The following is an 18838-nucleotide window of genomic DNA, read 5'->3' as shown; positions in this document are numbered from 1 at the left end:
CGCTGTTCGTGCGTCTCCGCCAATGGCTATCGTCCGGCCCTTACACTCAGCCCATGACGTGGACACTCATCGGCGGCGGTGTGGAGATCATCGGTCTCGCGCTGGCCGCGTACGGTCTTCTGCTCACCTGGCGCGGCGTCGCCGAGGGACATCCGTTCGTGCCACTTCGCCGGAAGAGCCAATCCGCCGGAGCTGTATCCGCAACGCTCTCCGCGCTCACGGGAACCGCCTACGCGTACGTCATCAACCCGAACGAGACCGTCGACGACAAGCTCTCACGGGTGCACCAGGTTCTCGCCGCGTTCGACCAGAGACTCACAACCGAGGCAAACGAGCGCAAGGAGTCTGTGCGTCAACTGCGCAGTGAGGTGCGGGCGGAGCGCGTCCGCGAAGAGAGCAGCCGGAAGGCGGAGGCTCGAGCCGACACGCGCCTCGCGGCTGGTGGTCTTAGTCTTGCGGCGGTCGGCGCCATCCTTCAGCTCGTCGGGGCCATCGCAACGGCGTAGTCCGCCAGGCGGTGCGAGGTAGGCGCCCGGCTCTGTTCAGGTCTCGTGCCGATGTCGGGCTGTGGCGGTCGAGTTCGAGGTGGATTCGAGCTCGTCGCCGAGCACCAGAGCGCTCCGACAGCCCTCGCCTCAGTTCTTACCGCGAGCCTGAACGAACAGCAAGAGCGCGCGAACCTGCGGTGCCGTGGCTTGAAGCTTCTCGAAGTCGTCCCCGTACTTCTTCGTCACTTCACGGAGCAGGTCCTCCAGACACTCGTCATGAATCCGCAGCCCATGAGCCTGGTCGTCGCTCATCCCCTGGCTGAGAGCGAGGAGGAACTCGTAGGCGGCGGCGCCGGCCTCGTTGTGGACGTTCTTCAGCACGAACAGCAGCAGGTTAGCAACCGCCGCGGACGCATGGAGGTCCGAGCTGTAGTGGAGCTCGCCCGGCTCCGCCGCACGGAGGATGGCCGCCTGGATGACGGGATCGTTGAACCGGTCGAACATGGACGGGTGTAGCGCGTAGCCGTGGCGTCTGACGGTGAGGGACCGCTTCTCCAACTGCGCGTTCCGGTGTCGGGACTCGTACATCAGGTGCGCGACAGTCGCGTAGATCTCCGGGTGCGTCGGGCAGGGACTCCCAGGCAGGTCCTCCCACGCCTTCGGCCATAGAGCGAAGCCCTTGTTGAGGTCCGGGATCGGCCTGGCGTCCAGCGCGCCGACGAACAGGGATTTGTCGTGGGGTGCGTTCAACGCGGTCAACCGAGAGTCGAACTTCGCGTTCGCCGCATCCTTGGCGGAGCGGTCGGCGAGCCACCCGTGAACGATGTTCAGCGTTGCGCGTTCCCGGATCCACGGGCTGCCCGTGCCCGGTGACCGCGGCTGCCGTGGAATCTTCCAGGCCACGGTGACCTGCGTCTGCTTAGCGCTGGTCACACGTTCGAGGCCGCGCTTGAGGATGTCCCAGGTGGACGACGACTCAGGGTGCGCGGCCGCGATGAGGTACTCCGGGTGGAACTTCCCGGCATGCACGCGCAACTCGCGGCTGAGGTCGGTGAGGCTGCGGCCAGACGCGATGACGGCCGCGACGATGAGGACCGTTCCACCATTCGCGTCTTCCAGCCGGTCCAGACCCGGCTTGCGCCATTCCCGCCACGCACGAGTCTTGTCGTCCGTGACCTTGGAGCCGAAGAAGTGGTGGCTAAGGAACCGGCCGAGCGCGACGGACTGCTTGTCGTTGAGGGAGAGGATGGCGACGGGACCGCGGCCCACCCGCGACTTCGCCTTCGCGAGAATGCGCCGCGCCGCAGGGGTCGTGCTCGCGGGAGCGAGCAGGTGCCCTAACTTCGTGGACACTCCATGCGGGGACTTGTCGGCTTTCAACGCCCCGGCGCCCGCAAGGTCGAGGAAGAAGTCCTGACCATCGAATTCAAGCGGAGATTTCGGGCGGTCAGGTCCTGTGATTCCGCGATGAGGCCGGTCTGTGATGATGGGCATGCGAAGTTCCATCTGCGTCGCCGCGGGGAAGAACGAGTCCCCTTCCAGCACCACCACACCTCGACCGTTGTTGCAGAGCGAACAGTCGCTCGCGTCGAACGAGTCGTAGGGGTCAAGGCGCGACTCCCGCACGGAGAACGAGAGCACGGGCTCGGGGCTGGTCAAGTTGCACAGCAGGAGACCCTTGGCTTCGTCCCAGGGAGCTTCAGCCAGGTAGAACAGCGTGACGATCTGGTCCTCAGCGACGCCTTTGGTCTTGATGATCCTGTCGCTGAGCGTCCCGGACGTCGATCCGGAGACGAACACGATGTCCGCCGGTCCCGGCTTCAATGTCCGGTCCACACCGTCGTGTCCGCCGAACGACTCCACCTGCAGGGACGTTGTGATGCCTCCCCGACGCAGGAGGTCGGCGTACGCGTAGCCGAGCGAGGAGATCGAGGCCGTGTCCACCCAGATCGTTCCATCACCGTGTAGTTCGTCTCGGATCGGGATGCGTCGCAGGAGCGTCATGGCGACGAAGTAGCTGTGATGCCTGCGCGACACCGCCTGCGATGCGCGGATGAAGTACTCGGAGTGCTTGCCGCTCGGGTGCGCGAAGTGGAACCCTGCCGCGGAGAGCGCCAGCGACTCGGAATCACGGAACAGCTGACGCAGACCGCTTTGCAGCACGTCGTCGATGTGACGGTCGATGCTCGGCAGCGCTACCCACTGCTCTGTGAGGTAGCCGTGGACGTCGACGGCGAAAAACCGCGGCGGCCCGGTGACAGTGAGGATCTCGAAGCGCTTTGAGCTCTTCAACGTCTCGATGAGCGGCCGCAGGTCCGCGGGGAACAGGAACCACACTTCGGTCGCCTCGTGGTGCACGTCGAGGTACTCCCGGAGCGGGACCAGGAAGCTCTCATCGGGGTTGAAGGCGGTGCCGGTCCAGTGCACGGCTGCGTACGCAGGAAGGCCGTCGTCATCCACGAAGTCCGCAGTGAAGATGTAGCGGCTTTCGTCGACGAACGACTCTCGGACTCTCACTGGTCACCGCCGAATTCGACCGGGTAGGCGACGGTGATGGCTGTGCCCAGGCGCGGTCCCGCGATGAACTCGTCGGGGTCTTCCGGGATCCACTCCATCATGAGCGCGGGGGCCGGAGCATGCGGCTTGGAGGGGTCGATGGTGTCGAAAGGCTTCGAGACGAAGTTGCGGAGGATGTCCACCGAGCCGGTGTGTACCGTCATGTACCCGCTGAGGTTCGTGAGCAGCAGTTGGACGCGCGCCAAGCCGATGTTCCCGAGCTCGAAACGGCGACGGCGGAGATGCTTGCTGAGCGCCCTGATGAGGTAGCTGATCTCGGTGTTCCTCGTGAGGCGGTCCTCCTCCCCGAGGGCCGCGGCCACGGACCGTGCAAGCCCGACCCCACTGTCCACGATGGTTATGGTTCCCAGAGTCACCTGGTGCACCTCAGGGTGGCCGCGTTCTTCTCGGACCTTGTCAAGGATGCTTCGCGCGTAGGTCGCGAACGGCGGGTCATACAGGCGTGCCGCATCCAGGTCATCGGCGTCGAACGTGTACTCACGGAACGACAGGGCCCTGCAGTTCGCGCCGGTACGCCCACCGGACTGCTCGACCGCATGCCACTCCGTGTTCTGCACCAGCTCGAACAGCAGCTCGCCGACTTCCTCTCGGACAGGCTTCGGCTGCTGCCGCACCGTGGTCGCGAGTTCCAGCGCGAGCCCACGGATCTGTGGTGCGCGAGCGGCGAGCGTCGCGAACTGCCCGTCCGCCCCCGCCCGTCGGGTCACGTACGCGTGCTCGCCGGCGCGAACGGTGACCTCCCCGAACTCGAGGAGCGGCTTACGCACCGGCATTCCCGACGGCCAGATGTCGTGGTAGAGGGTGCGAGCGCTCTCCTCGATCCCGAGCTTCCCCTCCCATCGCGCGTGGAGGTCGGGGCTGGTCTGGTTCGAGAACGTGTGCGCGGCGAGCAGCAACGATGACATCGCACCCTCACCGTCGCCATCGTGCTTAGTGAGCGCGTCCCGCTGAACCAGGACCTCTCGCGCGGCCTCCTGCACGTCGGATGTGACATCCGTCCCGCCACTCGTGATGGACTCGGCGAGTATCGCCGCGAAGACCTCGACGTCACTCAGCGAGGTACGAGTCTGGAAGCGTTCGACAGTTGCGGCCGTGAGTTCGAGGTTGCGCCCGATGACGTCCTGCCCCCACGTGAACACCATCTGCATCCAGGCGCTGAACTGCCCGGGGGTGGTCGAGTGAAGCCCGTCGTCCAACACGAGCGTCGCCGACTCGCCGTCACCTTCAGCGAGGCGCGTGTGGGCGTCACGGAGTTCGGATCGGGTCGTCGCGGGGCCGAGCAGCACTCTCGTCATGGGTCATGCCCTTCCTCTGGGACTCCGCCGCCAGCTTACTGACAGCACGAGTTCCGGCGAGCACTCGCGTCACGACCACGAACGATGGGGATCAGGCTCGGCGAACGCCCAGTACCTGCCGAGAATCGGACGCGCGAATGGTGGTCACCCACCCCACGTGTGTGCACCTGCCCGGCGATGACCTCATCCGACGGATGGGTGGCACGGTCGCGGACCGCGACGCGCAGACCGAGCGACGACGTTCCATACATCTCGTCGATGTCCGAGCGTTTCGGTGGAGTGCGCGCGGCGCTGAGGGCGGTCGGCATCCCCCCAAGTTCCTCAGATTTCTGGATCGGCGGTTGGACACTGCCGGCCACGGACAAGGCAGCGTCACGGTTCGCGAACAATCCTCCGACCGCGATCCTCGCCACAGACAGCCTCGTTGCACTGTCAGCCCTCTCAGCGCCCCGGAAAGCTGGCCTGCGGGTGCCCGAAGACCTCTCCGTCATCACCTTCGACAGCAGTCCGTGGAGCGAGGCGTTCGCACCTGCACCGTCCGTCGTCTCGCGACCAGTCCTGGGCTCGACCGCGGCCTGCATGCTCATCGAGCGGTGAACGGCCTGAAGGTGAAGGATCCATCTCGTGAGGTGCAGCTTCCCGGCACGTTCGTCGCCCGTGAGCCGACTATGGACGTCCCCAACTCTAGTTCGCAGGTCACCTGCGGCGGCTACTCGTAACTTCGGTGGACGTGCCACCCGTCCTCCCCCTTGAAGACGTCGAAAACCAGAGACTGTCCAACGTCGTCGGTGCCCTGGAGGGCCACCCATAGAGTCCACGGCTTTCCTGGCCCGATTCCAGCGGCACCGCCCACACCGCGTCCCTCAGTCGTGTCGGCGTATCAGTGACGCGCCAGCGGCGTCCGGCGAACATCATCCTGGAGGGGATGTCGTCGACCATCCATATGGTGGCAGGTGGGTGGGCGGCCGCGGATCTCATGATTCGAGAATAGAACATAGATTCGAATGTTGCTAACCTGTCCTGAGGCCGGAGAAAGGGTGCCGGCATGGGTTCGAGTAAGCGACTAGCCGCTCACTACGACATGCGCACCCACCACCAGGCAATCCTCCGAGCAGCCCGGTCAGGTCCACTCCAGTCGCTGTCGGAGCGGGAGGTCGCACTCCGGGAGCAACCCTTGACGACCTACCCGCAGCCGTACCGTGCGGTGCACGCCTGGGTGCACTTCGGTGCGGAAGCGATCCGTGTGGACGCGAAGCTCGCCAGGTCAACACCGCTCGCCGCTGGGATCGAGTTCCGCGCTGGCGAACAGACGTTCCGTTGCTGGGTATGGGGCAACGCGGTGACGTTCAATGAGGAGCCATAGCTGTTCGCACGTCAGTGTGGTACTGACCGTCTCCTGCTCGACAATCTCCCCTGAGCGGAAAGTGAAACGGCCCGGGGAATCCCCCGGGCCGTTGTGTCTTAGAGATCTGGCGTGCTCATGGCGAGTCCTTCCTGACCTGCGTCTGATACCGAGACTAGTGCGTCGTCAGAATCATCGGCAACCGATGACGCTTCTTGCGTCTTGCGCTTGTGTTCTCGCACCCCCGCAAGTAAAGGCCACGTCAAATAGTGCGCCCGGCTCAACTCTTCATCCCTGAGCATCGATTCTGCTACGCGGGACGCGTCCTCGAACTCGTCGAGCAGCGCATACTTCGCAAGTTGGAAGTCTCGGCTTCGTGCGGAAGTATCGAACGCCACGACCTCGTCGCGGACGCTATCGAAGGTGCCTCGTTGCTTATGCGCGAGCCACACATTGACCTTCATGACAAGCCCTAGGCGGTCGGGAAGCTTCTCAAGCGGCGCAGCTTGTCCGAGGCGCGTCAGTAGGTCGTAACGGCGCTCTTGGAGCATGAAGTACGTGCGGTTGCACAGAGCACCGAACACGTCGTCGCGATCTTCCTCATTTCTGCATAGCTTCATCGAGAGGGACCAGACCAATGAGAAGACAACCAGGAACATGGTGTCCGCCGCGTCGCGGATGTAGCTGGAGTCAACATCCAGCGAGTCTCCGATCTCTCCTTTGGGTTTGAATGACTCGAGCTTGTTCAGGTACATCTGCGAGATGGTTCCGGCGTTATGAACGACGCAATGGCGCCGTTGCACGGCTTCCTGCGCTTCGAATGTCCCCGCAATAGCAATCGGGTCGATCTTGAACTTCTTGACGAAGAAGTCCATCCAGTCGGTAAGAGACCCCCTGAACACATCCTCAATCGCTCGATCCACGAGAGAGTCCCTGAGGTCCGCAATGCTCTCGTGCGCAGAAATCTCAGCCCAGGTGAACGTGCGTCCGCTCTCCTCGATGGTTTGAGGGACTCGTTCCACTGCGGTGCGCGCGAGCTGATTGACGACCATTTCGAGTTCGCCGACGAGTGTAACGAGGAGTGATGAGCGCAGAAAGTTACCGGACGGCGGCGCCTGCAGCGCCCGAAGGACGTTGTCGACGTAGGTCGAGTAGTGTCCCTCCGGGAGTGCGTCCCCAACTTCAGTGAGCGCCTGCACGAAGGCTTCGTGACGCTCCTCACCAGTCAAGCCATCGGTCTCATCGCTGTTGATCTCGTCACCAAGCAGTGTAATGAGACGCTCGAGTCCAGCTTCATCGAGGTCGTCGTCCAACTGATCTTCGACGAGCTCTCGTGCACGCGCCGCAGCGTTGTCAATCTCCGCGGCGCGCTCATCCATGAAGCTCACGAGACGAAGGATCTCCGTCTGACGAAGCGAGAAGGTTGACAGCAAGGAGGTGACGCGGAACTGAAAGATCTCATCCGGCGTCAGCTCTCGCTCTTCCGAAACTTCTTCTTCCGGGGCATCATCCACCGGGGGCTCTTCAGTGTTCACAGGTTGAACATAGCGAAGTCTTGACGAGTTGGCTCTGCCGGAGAAAGGACATCCGGCATACGTGGGGAACCCAGGCGCGCACCTCTCGGCAGCGTACGACCGACGGGATCAGTGGCGCGAGATCCTCGACGCCGCGAAGGTCGGTCCATTGCAGTCGCTCACGGATCGCGAGATCGGTGCGACTGAGCAGCCGATGACGATCTACCCGCGACCCAAGCGTGTGCGGGCATGGGTGCGCTTCGGTGTCGTCCCCGTGCGCGTTGATGCGAGCCTGCTGCGGTCCACCCCGCTCGCCGCCGGCATCGAGTTCCGCGCCGAGGATCAGACGTTCCGTTGCTGGGTGTGGGGCAATGCCGTGGTGCTCGCCGATGACTCGTAATAGGGATCACTGAAGCAACATTCAACGCCACCGATCAGTGACCACGACGTCCGTTAGCCTCAGGTCATGCATGATGACGACCTTCGAGCGTACGTCGATGAGATCCAGCACCAGCGGAACCTCGTGGAGTTGGCAGTTCACATCCTCGACGATGCGTTACAGGCTCTCCCTGATTCGAGCGTAGGGTGCTTCGCGGCTTCTCAGATGATCTTGACCGGAGCCGCGCAGATCTCGAAACTACTTTGGGCGGACACCAGCGCTAGCTGGACGCCGGAACGCACCGCATTCGCAGTCAATCGCGCGGCCTCGCTGCGCGCCATCGTGAAGCCGGACCCCATTCTGCAGGGGCGCGCAGTTCGAAACGCAATCGAGCACTATGACTCTCGCCTCGACGACATCACCCTCGACAGCAGCGTCCGTGAAGAGGGCACCCATCAAGGGCCATGGTCTCCCGACGACCGGCCGAAGAAGATCACTGCCGTCGTCGACATCAGCGTCTCGAAGAGGTCTGAGTTCCCGCTGCCTGTGCCGCCTGAGAACATCATTTGGATGCGGCACATCGATCACGAAACCCTCGAATACACCGCGCTTGACCGATCCATCTCGATATCGGCAGTAGTTGATGCAATCCGCGATGTGTCCGCGCGAGCCGCGGAATGGCTCGCGGCGCGTCCTATCCCTGACTACACGCCGGGCGAGCTAGGAGACCTCAGCGAGTACGGACTCTGAGCTATCGGTAGAGTGCGCAACATGGACCGGATGATCACGGAAATCGATGCCGCGCTACGCCGTGAGCTCTTCACCGTCGCATTGCAAGCAACTCTCGCGCTCGTCGACATTTGCGGCGCCCTTGAATCGCGGACCGGTCGCGCTTCCGGAGACGCGTTCAAAGCATGGTTCTCCGAGCACATCGCACCTAAGTACGAGGAGTTCAGCGCTGCAGATGCATATGAACTTCGGTGCGGCATGCTGCACCAGGGCCGCTCTGCATCGAAGCAATACAAGGCAATCCTGTTCATGCTTCCTGGCCAGCGGACCCTCATGCATCAGTGCATCGCGGATGATGCCTACATCCTCGATCTCGAGACGTTCTGCGCCGACGTAGTTCTCGCTGTTCAGAGATGGTGGAAGGAGAACGAAGCATCCGAGCCAGTTCGGTCCAACGCCGAGTCACTCGTTCGGATTCGAGAAAATGGATTCTTGCCCTACCTAGCCGGACCAGCGGTTCTCGCCTGACCTCGTCGCCCTCACGCAGAAAAACCCCCACCCGGCCCGAAGGCTAGGCGGGGGTCTTCTCTGTATGTGCTGCGCTCAGCGGAGATCCCGACGCAGGAGCGCGCGCGGGGTGGGCACGTTCGGCACTGTGACCGCGAGACCGAACAGGCTCGACAGGTAGAGATAGCCGGCGGCGATCGGGATGGTGATCTCGGTGATGTCGAACGCGGCGGTGGCGCCGTCGACGACGACAGCCGCCGCCGCGAGCACGTCGCGCACGCACCCCGGCTCGTCGTCGATCAGAGTCCCGCCACGGGCGAGCGCCGCGTCGTTGTACCGCCTCACCTCGGCGAGCGCGATGCCGTGCGCCGTCTCCGCATCGAGAGTGGGGTCCGTGCCCTCAGCGCGAAGGCGCTGCCGGACGCGTTCGGAGACGAGGACGGTCGGCTGGATCACCCGAGCATCCTTGCAAGGATCCGCCTCGGGCCGTCTAAGTTATCCACAACCACAGCAGCGCACCTGCGGGCGGATCCCCAGCATCAGCGGATGCCCCGATCAGTAGACTGATTCCACCGCGCGGGAGTGGTGGAATTGGCAGACACGCAGGATTTAGGTTCCTGTGCCCCAGGGCGTGTGGGTTCAAGTCCCACCTTCCGCACCGATCAGTCGCATGCCGTGCGACCGACGACGTGACCGCCGCGCAGCGCACTACGACGGGAAATCCATGCATCACGCCGCTCTCATCCCCTGGCTCGACCCCGCCACGATCATCGGCTCGGCCGGCCCGTGGGCTCTGCTGGTGGTGTGCTTCATCGTCTTCGCCGAGACGGGCCTTCTCGTCGGGTTCCTGCTGCCGGGCGACACACTGCTGGTGATCTCCGGACTGCTGTCGCACCCGATCGCCGGCTCCGAGCACGGTGTCTTCGGCCTCAACGTGTGGATCGTCGCGCTGCTCATCGGACTGTCGGCGTTCGTCGGCGGTGAGGTCGGCTACCTGATCGGCCACAAGGGCGGGCCTGCGGTCTTCGAACGCAAGGAATCAGGCCTCTTCAGCAAGAAGAACGTCGAGCGCACCAACGCCTTCTTCGAGCGGTTCGGCGGCATCACCGTCATCCTCGCCCGCTTCGTGCCGATCGTGCGCACCTTCGCACCGGTCGCGGCCGGCGTCGGTCACATGCCGTGGCGCCGCTACACCCTCTACAACCTCATCGGCGCGATCCTCTGGGGCTTCGGTCTCACGATGTTCGGATACGCGATCGGCTTCATCCCCCCGGTCGCCGAGTTCGTCGAGAGCTACATCGATCTGATCCTCCTCGCAGCCGTCGGCGGCACCGCGCTGGTCACGCTCTGGCACTACCTGTCCGAGCGGCACAAGGCGAAGAAGGAGCGCGAGGCCGGCCACGGCGAGACCGACGCCGTCGAAGCCCAGGAGCTCACACTCGACGCCGAGGTCTTCGACCGGGCTCCCGACCTCGACGGCGACGGGAAGCACTGATCAGCGTCAGCTGACAGAAGGCGGGCTGAGGACTCAGCCCGCCTTCTTCTTGCTCGGGGCCTTCTTCGTCGTGCTGGTCTTCTCGGCGGGTTCCGACCGAGCGGCCTTCGTCCGCGCGACGCTCGCGCGCAGGGCTTCCATGAGGTCGATGACCTCTCCGCTCTTGGCGTCACCCTCGGTCTCGCCGAACGTCTCCGACACGTCGAAGGTGTCGCCGGCCTCGATCTTGGCGTCGATCAGGGTGCGCAGCTCCTGCTGGTACTCGTCGACGAACGAGGCGGGGTCGAAGTCGGCCGAGTAGCTGTCGACGAGGGATGCCGAGAGCTCGAGCTCCTTCTTCGAGATACGCACATCCTCATCCAGCGACGGGAACTCCGCTTCGCGCACCTCGTCGGCCCACAGCAGCGTCTGCAGCACCAGCACCTTGCCCCGAACGCGGAGCGCGGCGAGCCGCGTCTTCTGTCGCAGCGTGAACCGCACGATCGCGGTGCGGTCGGTCTGCTCGAGCGTCTTGCGCAGCAGCACGTAGGACTTGGGCGACGTCGAGTCGGGCTCCAGGTAGTAGGGCTTGTCGAGCGTCAGAAGGTCGACCTGCTCGGAGGGCACGAACTCGACGACGTCGATCTCCCGGCTCTTCTCGGACGGCAGCGCGGCGAGATCCTCCTTCGTGAGAACGACGGTCTGACCCTCCTCGACGTAGGCGCGGTCGATGTCGGCGTAGGCGACGGTCTCCCCGCACACCTCGCAGGTGCGCTGGTAGCGGATGCGGCCGCCGTCCTTCTCGTGCACCTGATGCAGCGGCACGTCGTGGTCCTCCGTGGCGGAGTACACCTTGACCGGCACGTTGACGAGGCCGAAGGTGAGCGCACCCTTCCAGATCGTTCTCATGGCACCAGTGAACACCAGCAGCAGCGGTGGAGGCCAGAGGCTTGACTACGCTGGCGTCATGGTCCCGGAGGCGCAGAACGTGCAGATCGACGGGCGTCGACTGCGCGTCACCAACCTCGACAAGGTCGTGTATCCCGAGACCGGCACCACCAAGGGCGAGATCATCGCCTACTACACGGCGATCGCGCCGCACCTGCTCCCGCTGCTCGAGGGTCGTCCGGTCACGCGCAAGCGCTGGGTCGAGGGCGTCGGGACCGCGGATCACCCCGCCGACTCCTTCTTCACGAAGCAGCTCGAGCCGGGGGCACCCGAATGGATCGCGCGTCGGGAGATCCGCCATTCGGAGGGCCCCAAGGAGTATCCGCTGGTCGACGATGTGCCGACCCTCGTCTGGCTCGCGCAGGTCGCCGCGATCGAACTGCACGTCCCGCAGTGGCGCTTCGCGGCTGACGGTGCGCCCGGCACCCCCGACCGCCTCGTGCTCGACCTCGACCCCGGCCCTGGCGTCGGGCTGGCCCAGTGCGCTGAGGTGGCCCGCATCGCCCGCGCACTGCTCGCCGACATCGGACTGGACCCTCTGCCCGTCACCAGCGGCAGCAAGGGCATCCATCTGTACGCCGCTCTTCCCGGCGCGCAGACCAGCGACGAGATCTCCTCCGTCGTCAAGGAGATCGCCCGCCTCATCGAGACCGAGCACCCCGACCTCGCCACGAGCACCATGGCCAAAGCCGCCCGAGGCGGCAAGGTGTTCCTCGACTGGAGCCAGAACAACGGCAGGAAGACCACCATCTCGCCCTACTCGATGCGCGGGCGCGCACAGCCGTGGGTGGCCGCGCCCCGCACCTGGGACGAGCTCGAGGACCCCGACCTGGCACAGCTCGACTTCGCGACGGTGATGGAGCGGGCGGAGTCGGGCCTCGATCCGATCGCCACGCTGCGCCCGGATCCGGCCTCCGGAGTCTCGGCCGCGGACAGACCCGCATCCGATCGGGACGACGCCGCCGAGCGCGTGGCTCCTGCCCGTCACCGCCCGAGGCTCGCCGGGGCCGCGAGCGCGCCGGCATCCGCTGCTCCGGCCTCGGTGTCCCCGATGCTCGCGGAGAACGGCACACCGGCGATCGCCCGCGGCCTCAGCTCACCCTCCTGGGTGGAGGTGAAGTGGGACGGCATCCGGGCGATCGGCACGTGGGCCGACGGACGGATGCTGCTGCACGCCCGCAGCGGCACCGACATCACCGCCCGATATCCCGAGCTCACGGCCGACGGCGCACCCTTCCTCCCCGTCGGCGACGCGATCGTCGACGGCGAGATCGTCGCGTTCGATCGGCAGGGCCGCCCCAGCTTCTCTCTGCTGCAGAACCGGATGCACCTCACCCGTCCCCGCGAGATCGAGCGAGAAGTGGTGCGCACACCGATCGTGTTCATGGTCTTCGACCTGCTCCGTCTCAACGGGCATGACCTCAGCGCGATGCCTCTTTCCCAGCGGCGCACCCTGCTCGACGACGTGATCGCCGACCTCGATGCTCCCGTACAGGTGCCGCCGGTGTTCGACGACGTCGATGCCGCGCTGGCGGCCAGCGCGGAGTTCGGTCTGGAGGGCGTCGTCGTGAAGGATCCCGCCTCCCGGTACCGACCGGGGCAGCGCTCCCCCGCCTGGCTCAAGCTCAAACACACCAGGACGCAGGAGGTCGTGATCGTCGGCATCCGCCCCGGCAAGGGTGACCGCGAGGGGACCTTCGGGTCCCTGCTGCTCGCCGTGCCCGACGCCGGCGACCTCCGCTACGTCGGGCGCGTGGGCACCGGTTTCAGCGACCGGATGCTGCGAGACCTCCTCGCGCGTCTCACACCGCTGCGCATCGATGCGGCACCGCTCGATGGCGTGCCCGCACTCGACGCGTCCGACGCGCTGTGGGTGGAGCCCGACGTGGTCGGCGAGGTCGAGTTCGCGAACTGGACGCCCGACGGCGTGCTCCGTCACTCCCGCTGGCGCGGGCTGCGTCCCGACAAGTCCCCCGCCGAGGTCGTCGTCGAGAGCTGACGATCACGCGTGGTGCGGCTCGCAGTCCGACTGCTCCGCCGGCTCGATCTGGAAGGTCGAGTGCTCGACGTCGAAGTGATGAGCGAGGCACGACTGCAGGTCGCTCAGCAGCTTCGCCGACCGTCCGCCCGCGAGCAGCGCAGGGTCGACGCTGACGTGAGCGCTGAACACCGGGGCACCCCGGGTCAGCTGCCACACGTGCACATCGTGGACTCCCACGACGCCGTCGTAGTCGAGCAGGTGCTGTCGGATCTCGCTCACCGCGGTGCCCTTCGGTGCCGACTCGGACAGAACAGAGAACACTTCGCGCAGCAGCGCGATGGCCCGCGGGATGATCAGCACGGCGATCATGATCGAGGCGATCGCATCGGCGGGCATCCAGCCGGTCGTGACGATGACGATCGCGGCGATGATCACCATCGCCGAGCCGATCAGATCGCCCATCACCTCGAGATAGGCGCCGCGGACGTTGATGCTCGTGCGCTGCGCGCGGCTGAGCAACCACATCGAGATCGCGTTCGCGACGAGACCGACGATCGCGACGACGAGCATGAGCCCTCCGACGACCTCGGTCTCGCCCGGGTCGATCAGCCGCCCGACGGCCTCGATCCCGACCCATCCGGCGAGCAGAATCAGGATGATCGCGTTGATCAGCGCACCGAACACCTCGGCACGCTGGTATCCGAACGTCCGGCGGTCGTCGGCCGGTCGTGCGGCGACGGCCGCGGCGATCAGAGCGATCACGAGCGCCGAGGCGTCGGTGAACATGTGGGCGGCATCGGCCAGGAGCGCGAGCGACCCGGTGAAGATCGCACCCACGACCTGTACGACCATGATGGTCGCGGTCAGGCTCAGCGAGATCGCCAGAAGACGGCGATGACTCGCAGAGCGGATGCCGCCGGCAGCGGGCGCGTGATCGTGCATGTCTCCAGGCTAGACCGGCCATGGTGCCGTTCGGCGGGTCTCGGCGCAGTCGGGAATGGTGATGATTCTCAGTAGCCGCGTCCTCAGCGCAGGCGGGTGTATTCGAGCACGATGCAGCCGTTGTCGAAGGCACGCACCTGGTCGAGAGCGAACATCGTCGGGGCGAACGGGTGTCTCGCCATCGGGATGCCGGACCCGGCGATCACCGGGTATTTCTTGACGATCAGGCGGTCGATCTCCTCGAGCAGCACTCCTGCGAGCATCGCCCCACCGGCGAGGTAGATCCCCAGCCCGTCCTCCGCCTTGAGCTCACGTACGCGCGACGCCGGATCGGTGCGGACGACCTCGACATTCGCCTCCCTCGGGTCCGCGAGCGAGCTGCTGAACACCACGGTCCGCAGCTGCGAGTACGGATCGGTGATCCCGGCCTGCAGCGCGGGCTCGTAGGTGCGACGACCCATCACGACCGTGTCGAACCGGGTGAGCGGCTCGTCGACGCCTCCCCGACCGGCTCGCACATGCGCAGGCTGGATGTCGGCGAGCTCCGTTCCCAGCGTCTCGGCGAACGCCGGCGTCACGGGATAGAAGTCGACCTCGTCGTCAGGCCCCGCGATGAATCCGTCGAGGGTCACGCCGATGTAGTAGGTGAGTTCTCGCATGCCGACCACAGTAACCACTACGGGTGAAGTACGTCAAGCGTAGTGGTTACTGTGAAGAGTCAGAGGTCGGCGAGGAGTGGCGCCAGCTCGCGGAAGGCCCGCGCCCGATGAGACTGCGACTGCTTCTCGTCGGCGGTGAAATCTCCCACGGTGCGCTCAGCGCCTGCGGGCTGTCCGTCGGGGATGAAGATCGGGTCGTAGCCGAACCCGCCGCCGCCGTATGCCGAGGTCGCGAGGCGCCCCGGCCAGTTCCCGACCACCACGTGCTCGGCACCCTCCGGGGTCACCAGCGCGATGGTCGAGGTGAAGTGGGCGCTGCGGTGCGGGTCCGCGATGTCCTGCAGCTGATCGAGCAGCAGTGCGAGGTTGGCCGCGGCATCCTTCTTCTGCCCCGCCCAGTAGGCGGAGAACACACCGGGTGACCCGCCGAGCACGTCGACGCAGATGCCGGAGTCGTCGGCCAGAGCCGCGAGGCCCGTGTGCAGCGAGGCGGCGCGCGCCTTGATGAGCGCGTTCTCCGCGAAGGTCACCCCGTCTTCGATCGGCTCCGGACCGTCGTAGCCGATGACCTCCAGATCAGGACGCGTCACCGCGACGATCTGCTGGAACTCGTCGACCTTGTGCGGGTTGTGCGTGGCGAGGACGACCTTCATCAGCCCGCGAGCGCCTTCAGCTGCTCGCTCTTCAGGTCGGCGCAGCCGGCGACGCCCAGGTCGAGCAGCGCATCCAGTTCGCGCTTGTCGAAGGGGGCACCCTCGGCGGTTCCCTGCACCTCGACGAACAGGCCGCGACCCGTCACCACGATGTTCATGTCGGTCTCGGCGCGGACGTCTTCGACGTATGCCAGATCGAGCATGGGCTCGCCGTCGATGATCCCGACGGACACGGCGGAGACCGAGTCCAGCAGCGGCGTCGAGTTCTTGCCGATGAACTTCTTCTCACGGCCCCACTCGATCGCATCGGCGAGAGCGACGTAGGCGCCGGTGATCGCGGCGGTGCGCGTTCCCCCGTCGGCCTGGAGCACGTCGCAGTCGATGACGATCGTGTTCTCCCCCAGGGCCTTGGTGTCGACGACCGCACGCAGCGCGCGGCCGATCAGGCGTGAGATCTCGTGCGTGCGTCCGCCGATCCGGCCCTTCACGCTCTCGCGGTCGTTGCGGCTGTTGGTCGCGCGGGGAAGCATCGAGTACTCGGCGGTGACCCACCCCTTGCCCTTGCCGGTGAGCCAGCGCGGCACCCCGTTCGTGAACGAGGCGGTGCACAGCACCTTCGTCCCCCCGAAGCTGATCAGTGCCGATCCCTCGGCGTGGGCGCTCCATCCGCGCTCGATGGTGATCTCGCGGAGCTGGTCGGTGGAACGGCCGTCGGCACGGACGATGCTGGTCATGAGATTCCTTCGGGTGGAGGGTGGGTGAAGCGAAGACGGAGGAAGTCGGAGGACGCCGAGGTCAGAGCCCGGCGGCGTGCCCCGGGAGGGTGATGACGCCGGTCTGCACGAGCTGCACGTCGCGCACCTCGCGACCCATCAGGCGGTTGGCGAGCGCGGTGAACTCGGTGGCGGAATCACCGGTCGCCTCGTACACGTACGACGCCGTGGCGTCGGGGGATGCGAGCAGATCTCCGCGAACCAGCTGACGGTAGACATCTCCCGCCGTCTCGTCGTCGCTGGAGACGAGCGTGACCCCCTCACCCATCACGTAGCTGATCGCGCCGCGCAGGAAGGGGTAGTGCGTGCACCCGAGTACGAGCGTGTCGACCCCGGCGTCGCGCAGCGGTGCGAGGTACTGCTCGGCGGTGGCGAGCACCTCGGGGGTCCCGGTGATGCCGCCTTCGACGAACTCGACGAAGCGCGGGCATGCCGCGGTGAAGACCTCGAGACGCTCGTTCACCTCGAGCATGTCCTGGTAGGCGCGGGAGCCGATGGTCCCGACCGTGCCGATCACACCGACCCGACCGTTGCGCGTGGTCGACACGGCCCGGCGCACGGCGGGCCCGATCACCTCGACGACGGGCACGTCGTAGCGTTCGCGTGCGTCCCGCAGCATGGCCGCGGATGCCGTGTTGCAGGCGATCACGAGCATCTTGACGCCCTGGTCGACGAGAGTGTCGAGAACCTCGAGGCTGTAGCGCCGCACATCGGCGATGGGCTTCGGGCCGTAGGGCGAGTGCGCGCTGTCACCGATGTAGACGAACGATTCCCGGGGCAGCTGGGCTCGGATGGCCCTGGCCACCGTGAGTCCGCCGACACCGGAGTCGAAGATTCCGATCGGGGCGTCGTTCATGACTCCCCAGCCTACCCGCGCGCGCCGCTGGTCATGCTCAGGAACTCGAGCGGATCTCGTCACTATGCTGAGCGGATGACGACGTCCACGGCGCTTCTGACCGATCGTTACGAGCTCACCATGCTCGCCGCCGCACTCCGCGACGGCACGGCCTCACGGCCCAGCGTGTTCGAGCTGTTCTCCCGCCGCCTGTCGGGCGGACGCCGCTTCGGCGTGGTCGCCGGTACGGGGCGTCTGCTCAGCCTGCTGCGCGAGTTCCGATTCGAGGACGACGAGCTGCGGTTCCTCCGCGACAACGACGTGGTCGACGCGGATTCGCTGCGCTACCTCGAGGACTACCGCTTCACCGGCTCCATCCGCGGCTACCGCGAGGGCGAGCTCTACTTCCCCGGATCGCCCATTCTGACGGTCGAGGGCAGCTTCGCCGATGCGGTGGTGCTCGAGACCCTGGCGCTCAGCGTCCTGAACCACGACTCGGCGGTCGCCACCGCCGCGTCCCGCATGAGCATCGCCGCCGGCGAGCGGCCGCTGGCGGAGATGGGCTCGCGCCGAGCCGCCGAGCAGTCGGCCGTCGCGGCCGCCAGGGCGGCGTACATCGCCGGTTTCGGCGCGACGAGCAACCTCGAGGCCGGGCGGCGCTGGGGGATCCCGACCATGGGGACCGCCGCGCACTCCTGGACGCTGCTGCACGAGAGCGAAGAGGAGGCGTTCCGCTCTCAGATCGACAGCCTCGGCACCGCGACGACACTGCTCGTGGACACCTATGACATCCGCACGGGCGTCGAGACCGCGATCCGAGTGGCTGGAACCGGCCTCGGCGGCGTGCGCATCGACTCCGGCGACCTGCCCATCGTCGCGGCCGAGGTGCGCGCGCAACTCGACGAGCTCGGTGCGACGGACACACGCATCACCGTCACGAGCGACCTCGATGAGTACGCGATCGCGGCCCTCGCCGCGTCACCGGTCGACGCCTACGGGGTCGGCACCTCGGTGGTGACAGGATCGGGCTACCCCACCGCCAGCATGGTCTACAAGCTGGTCGCTCGGCAGGATCCGAGCGGTGCCTGGATCGGAGTCGCGAAGGCCTCCACGGACAAGGCGTCGCACGGAGGGCGCAAGGCGGCGTTCCGCACTCTCGTCGACGGCGTCGCGACCGCGGAGACGGTGGTGGTGTCGGACGGCTTCGAGGAGCTCGGCACTCCCGCGCAGCATCCGGATGGCCGCGCGCTGCAGACGACGTTCGTCGAGCGCGGTGAGATCGATCCGTCGTTCGAGGGTCCCGAGGGCACGACGTCGGCCCGATCGCATCATCTGCGGGTGCGGGAGGAGCTTCCCGTGCGAGCGCTCGCGCTGAGCAAGTCCGACCCGGCGATCCCCACGGTCTTCGTCGACGCGGGGTGAGCGTCGCGGACGCTGTGGCGCCTCAGCGCACCATCGATTCGTAGATCTCCTTGCACGTGGGGCAGATCGGGAACTTCTCGGGGTCGCGGCCCGGGGTCCACTTCTTGCCGCACAGTGCGCGTACCGGCTTTCCGGTGATCGCGGACTCGAGGATCTTGTCCTTCTTGACGTAGTGCGAGAAGCGCTCGTGGTCTCCCGGTTCGAGATTCTCCTCGCGGAGGAGTTCTTCGAGTTCGCGATCGAGCGTTGCCACGCCACCCTGATCGGGGCTGTCCAGCGGAGTACTCATTCCGAGAGTCTAGCCGTGGAGCACGCGGGGT

The 18838-nt window shown here is 66.0% G+C and carries 19 protein-coding genes and 1 tRNA gene; 9 read left to right on the top strand and 11 right to left on the bottom strand.

The genetic code is table 11. The annotated features are described in order from the left end of the window. Positions 1-53 precede the first annotated feature (53 nt). Entirely contained in the window at positions 54-506 is a 453-nt protein-coding gene (locus ASD43_RS16545) for a hypothetical protein (protein ID WP_056421030.1), read from the top strand. Between the two features lie 129 nt (positions 507-635). On the opposite strand, the gene ASD43_RS16540 is transcribed toward ASD43_RS16545, so the two are convergent. Both ASD43_RS16540 and ASD43_RS16535 read right to left on the bottom strand, forming a co-directional pair. Continuing rightward, entirely contained in the window at positions 636-2825 is a 2190-nt protein-coding gene (locus ASD43_RS16540; protein WP_157551084.1) for a hypothetical protein, read from the bottom strand. 176 nt (positions 2826-3001) lie between these two features. Then, positions 3002-4360: a hypothetical protein gene (locus ASD43_RS16535; RefSeq protein ID WP_056421023.1), complete on the bottom strand. Its 1359-nt coding sequence runs from the start codon at positions 4358-4360 to the stop codon at positions 3002-3004. A gap of 84 nt (positions 4361-4444) precedes the next feature. Between ASD43_RS16535 and ASD43_RS17710 the strand changes: the two genes are divergently transcribed. Then, positions 4445-4957, top strand: a complete 513-nt coding sequence (locus ASD43_RS17710; protein ID WP_082539509.1) for a substrate-binding domain-containing protein — start codon at positions 4445-4447, stop codon at positions 4955-4957. 864 nt (positions 4958-5821) lie between these two features. On the opposite strand, the gene ASD43_RS16515 is transcribed toward ASD43_RS17710, so the two are convergent. After that, positions 5822-7237, bottom strand: coding sequence for a hypothetical protein (locus tag ASD43_RS16515; protein WP_157551082.1), 1416 nt, complete (start codon positions 7235-7237; stop codon positions 5822-5824). A gap of 61 nt (positions 7238-7298) precedes the next feature. Between ASD43_RS16515 and ASD43_RS16510 the strand changes: the two genes are divergently transcribed. The 3 genes from ASD43_RS16510 to ASD43_RS16500 all read left to right on the top strand — a co-directional run bounded on the left by ASD43_RS16510 (position 7299) and on the right by ASD43_RS16500 (position 8852). Then, positions 7299-7616, top strand: a complete 318-nt coding sequence (locus ASD43_RS16510; RefSeq protein ID WP_056421008.1) for a hypothetical protein — start codon at positions 7299-7301, stop codon at positions 7614-7616. 66 nt (positions 7617-7682) lie between these two features. Further along, positions 7683-8345 carry a hypothetical protein gene (locus ASD43_RS16505; RefSeq protein ID WP_056421004.1) on the top strand — a complete coding sequence of 221 codons (663 nt, stop codon included), beginning with the start codon at positions 7683-7685 and terminating at the stop codon, positions 8343-8345. A gap of 21 nt (positions 8346-8366) precedes the next feature. Then, a complete protein-coding gene (locus ASD43_RS16500) occupies positions 8367-8852 on the top strand; it encodes a hypothetical protein (RefSeq protein ID WP_056421002.1) in 486 nt (161 codons plus the stop codon). A gap of 75 nt (positions 8853-8927) precedes the next feature. On the opposite strand, the gene ASD43_RS16495 is transcribed toward ASD43_RS16500, so the two are convergent. Beyond that, complete coding sequence (locus ASD43_RS16495; protein WP_056420997.1) at positions 8928-9287, bottom strand: hypothetical protein; 360 nt, start codon at positions 9285-9287, stop codon at positions 8928-8930. A gap of 120 nt (positions 9288-9407) precedes the next feature. Here ASD43_RS16495 and ASD43_RS16490 point away from each other — a divergent pair. Both ASD43_RS16490 and ASD43_RS16485 read left to right on the top strand, forming a co-directional pair. Beyond that, a tRNA-Leu gene (locus tag ASD43_RS16490) sits at positions 9408-9489 on the top strand. Between the two features lie 66 nt (positions 9490-9555). Then, positions 9556-10326 (top strand): DedA family protein, encoded by a 771-nt coding sequence (locus ASD43_RS16485; RefSeq protein WP_056421196.1) that lies wholly within the window; start codon positions 9556-9558, stop codon positions 10324-10326. 33 nt (positions 10327-10359) lie between these two features. Here ASD43_RS16485 and ku read toward each other — a convergent pair whose 3' ends face one another. After that, on the bottom strand, positions 10360-11214 hold the full coding sequence (ku, locus tag ASD43_RS16480) for a non-homologous end joining protein Ku (protein ID WP_056420995.1): 855 nt from the start codon (positions 11212-11214) through the stop codon (positions 10360-10362). 58 nt (positions 11215-11272) lie between these two features. Between ku and ligD the strand changes: the two genes are divergently transcribed. Further along, a complete protein-coding gene (gene ligD, locus ASD43_RS16475) occupies positions 11273-13252 on the top strand; it encodes a non-homologous end-joining DNA ligase (protein ID WP_056420993.1) in 1980 nt (659 codons plus the stop codon). Positions 13253-13255: 3 nt separating this feature from the next. Here ligD and ASD43_RS16470 read toward each other — a convergent pair whose 3' ends face one another. The 5 genes from ASD43_RS16470 to murI all read right to left on the bottom strand — a co-directional run bounded on the left by ASD43_RS16470 (position 13256) and on the right by murI (position 17117). Continuing rightward, a complete protein-coding gene (locus ASD43_RS16470) occupies positions 13256-14176 on the bottom strand; it encodes a cation diffusion facilitator family transporter (RefSeq protein ID WP_056420990.1) in 921 nt (306 codons plus the stop codon). Between the two features lie 83 nt (positions 14177-14259). Continuing rightward, positions 14260-14835: a dihydrofolate reductase family protein gene (locus ASD43_RS16465; protein ID WP_056421194.1), complete on the bottom strand. Its 576-nt coding sequence runs from the start codon at positions 14833-14835 to the stop codon at positions 14260-14262. Positions 14836-14894: 59 nt separating this feature from the next. After that, on the bottom strand, positions 14895-15488 hold the full coding sequence (gene rdgB / locus ASD43_RS16460) for an RdgB/HAM1 family non-canonical purine NTP pyrophosphatase (RefSeq protein ID WP_056420985.1): 594 nt from the start codon (positions 15486-15488) through the stop codon (positions 14895-14897). Continuing rightward, a complete protein-coding gene (gene rph, locus ASD43_RS16455) occupies positions 15488-16222 on the bottom strand; it encodes a ribonuclease PH (protein WP_045253494.1) in 735 nt (244 codons plus the stop codon). Before rph ends, rdgB begins: the two co-directional genes overlap by 1 nt. 61 nt (positions 16223-16283) lie before the next feature. Beyond that, a complete protein-coding gene (gene murI / locus ASD43_RS16450; RefSeq protein WP_056420982.1) occupies positions 16284-17117 on the bottom strand; it encodes a glutamate racemase in 834 nt (277 codons plus the stop codon). Positions 17118-17192: 75 nt separating this feature from the next. Between murI and ASD43_RS16445 the strand changes: the two genes are divergently transcribed. Beyond that, positions 17193-18518 (top strand): nicotinate phosphoribosyltransferase, encoded by a 1326-nt coding sequence (locus ASD43_RS16445; RefSeq protein WP_056420979.1) that lies wholly within the window; start codon positions 17193-17195, stop codon positions 18516-18518. 22 nt (positions 18519-18540) lie between these two features. Here the strand turns inward: ASD43_RS16445 and ASD43_RS16440 are convergent, their stop codons facing one another. Then, positions 18541-18807 (bottom strand): DUF3039 domain-containing protein, encoded by a 267-nt coding sequence (locus ASD43_RS16440; protein ID WP_045253497.1) that lies wholly within the window; start codon positions 18805-18807, stop codon positions 18541-18543. Positions 18808-18838 lie beyond the last annotated feature (31 nt).

The sequence above is a fragment of the Microbacterium sp. Root553 genome, from assembly GCF_001426995.1.
Classification (GTDB): domain Bacteria; phylum Actinomycetota; class Actinomycetes; order Actinomycetales; family Microbacteriaceae; genus Microbacterium.
Note: the sequence above shows the minus strand (reverse complement) of the source record. Positions and strands in the feature narration are given on the sequence as shown.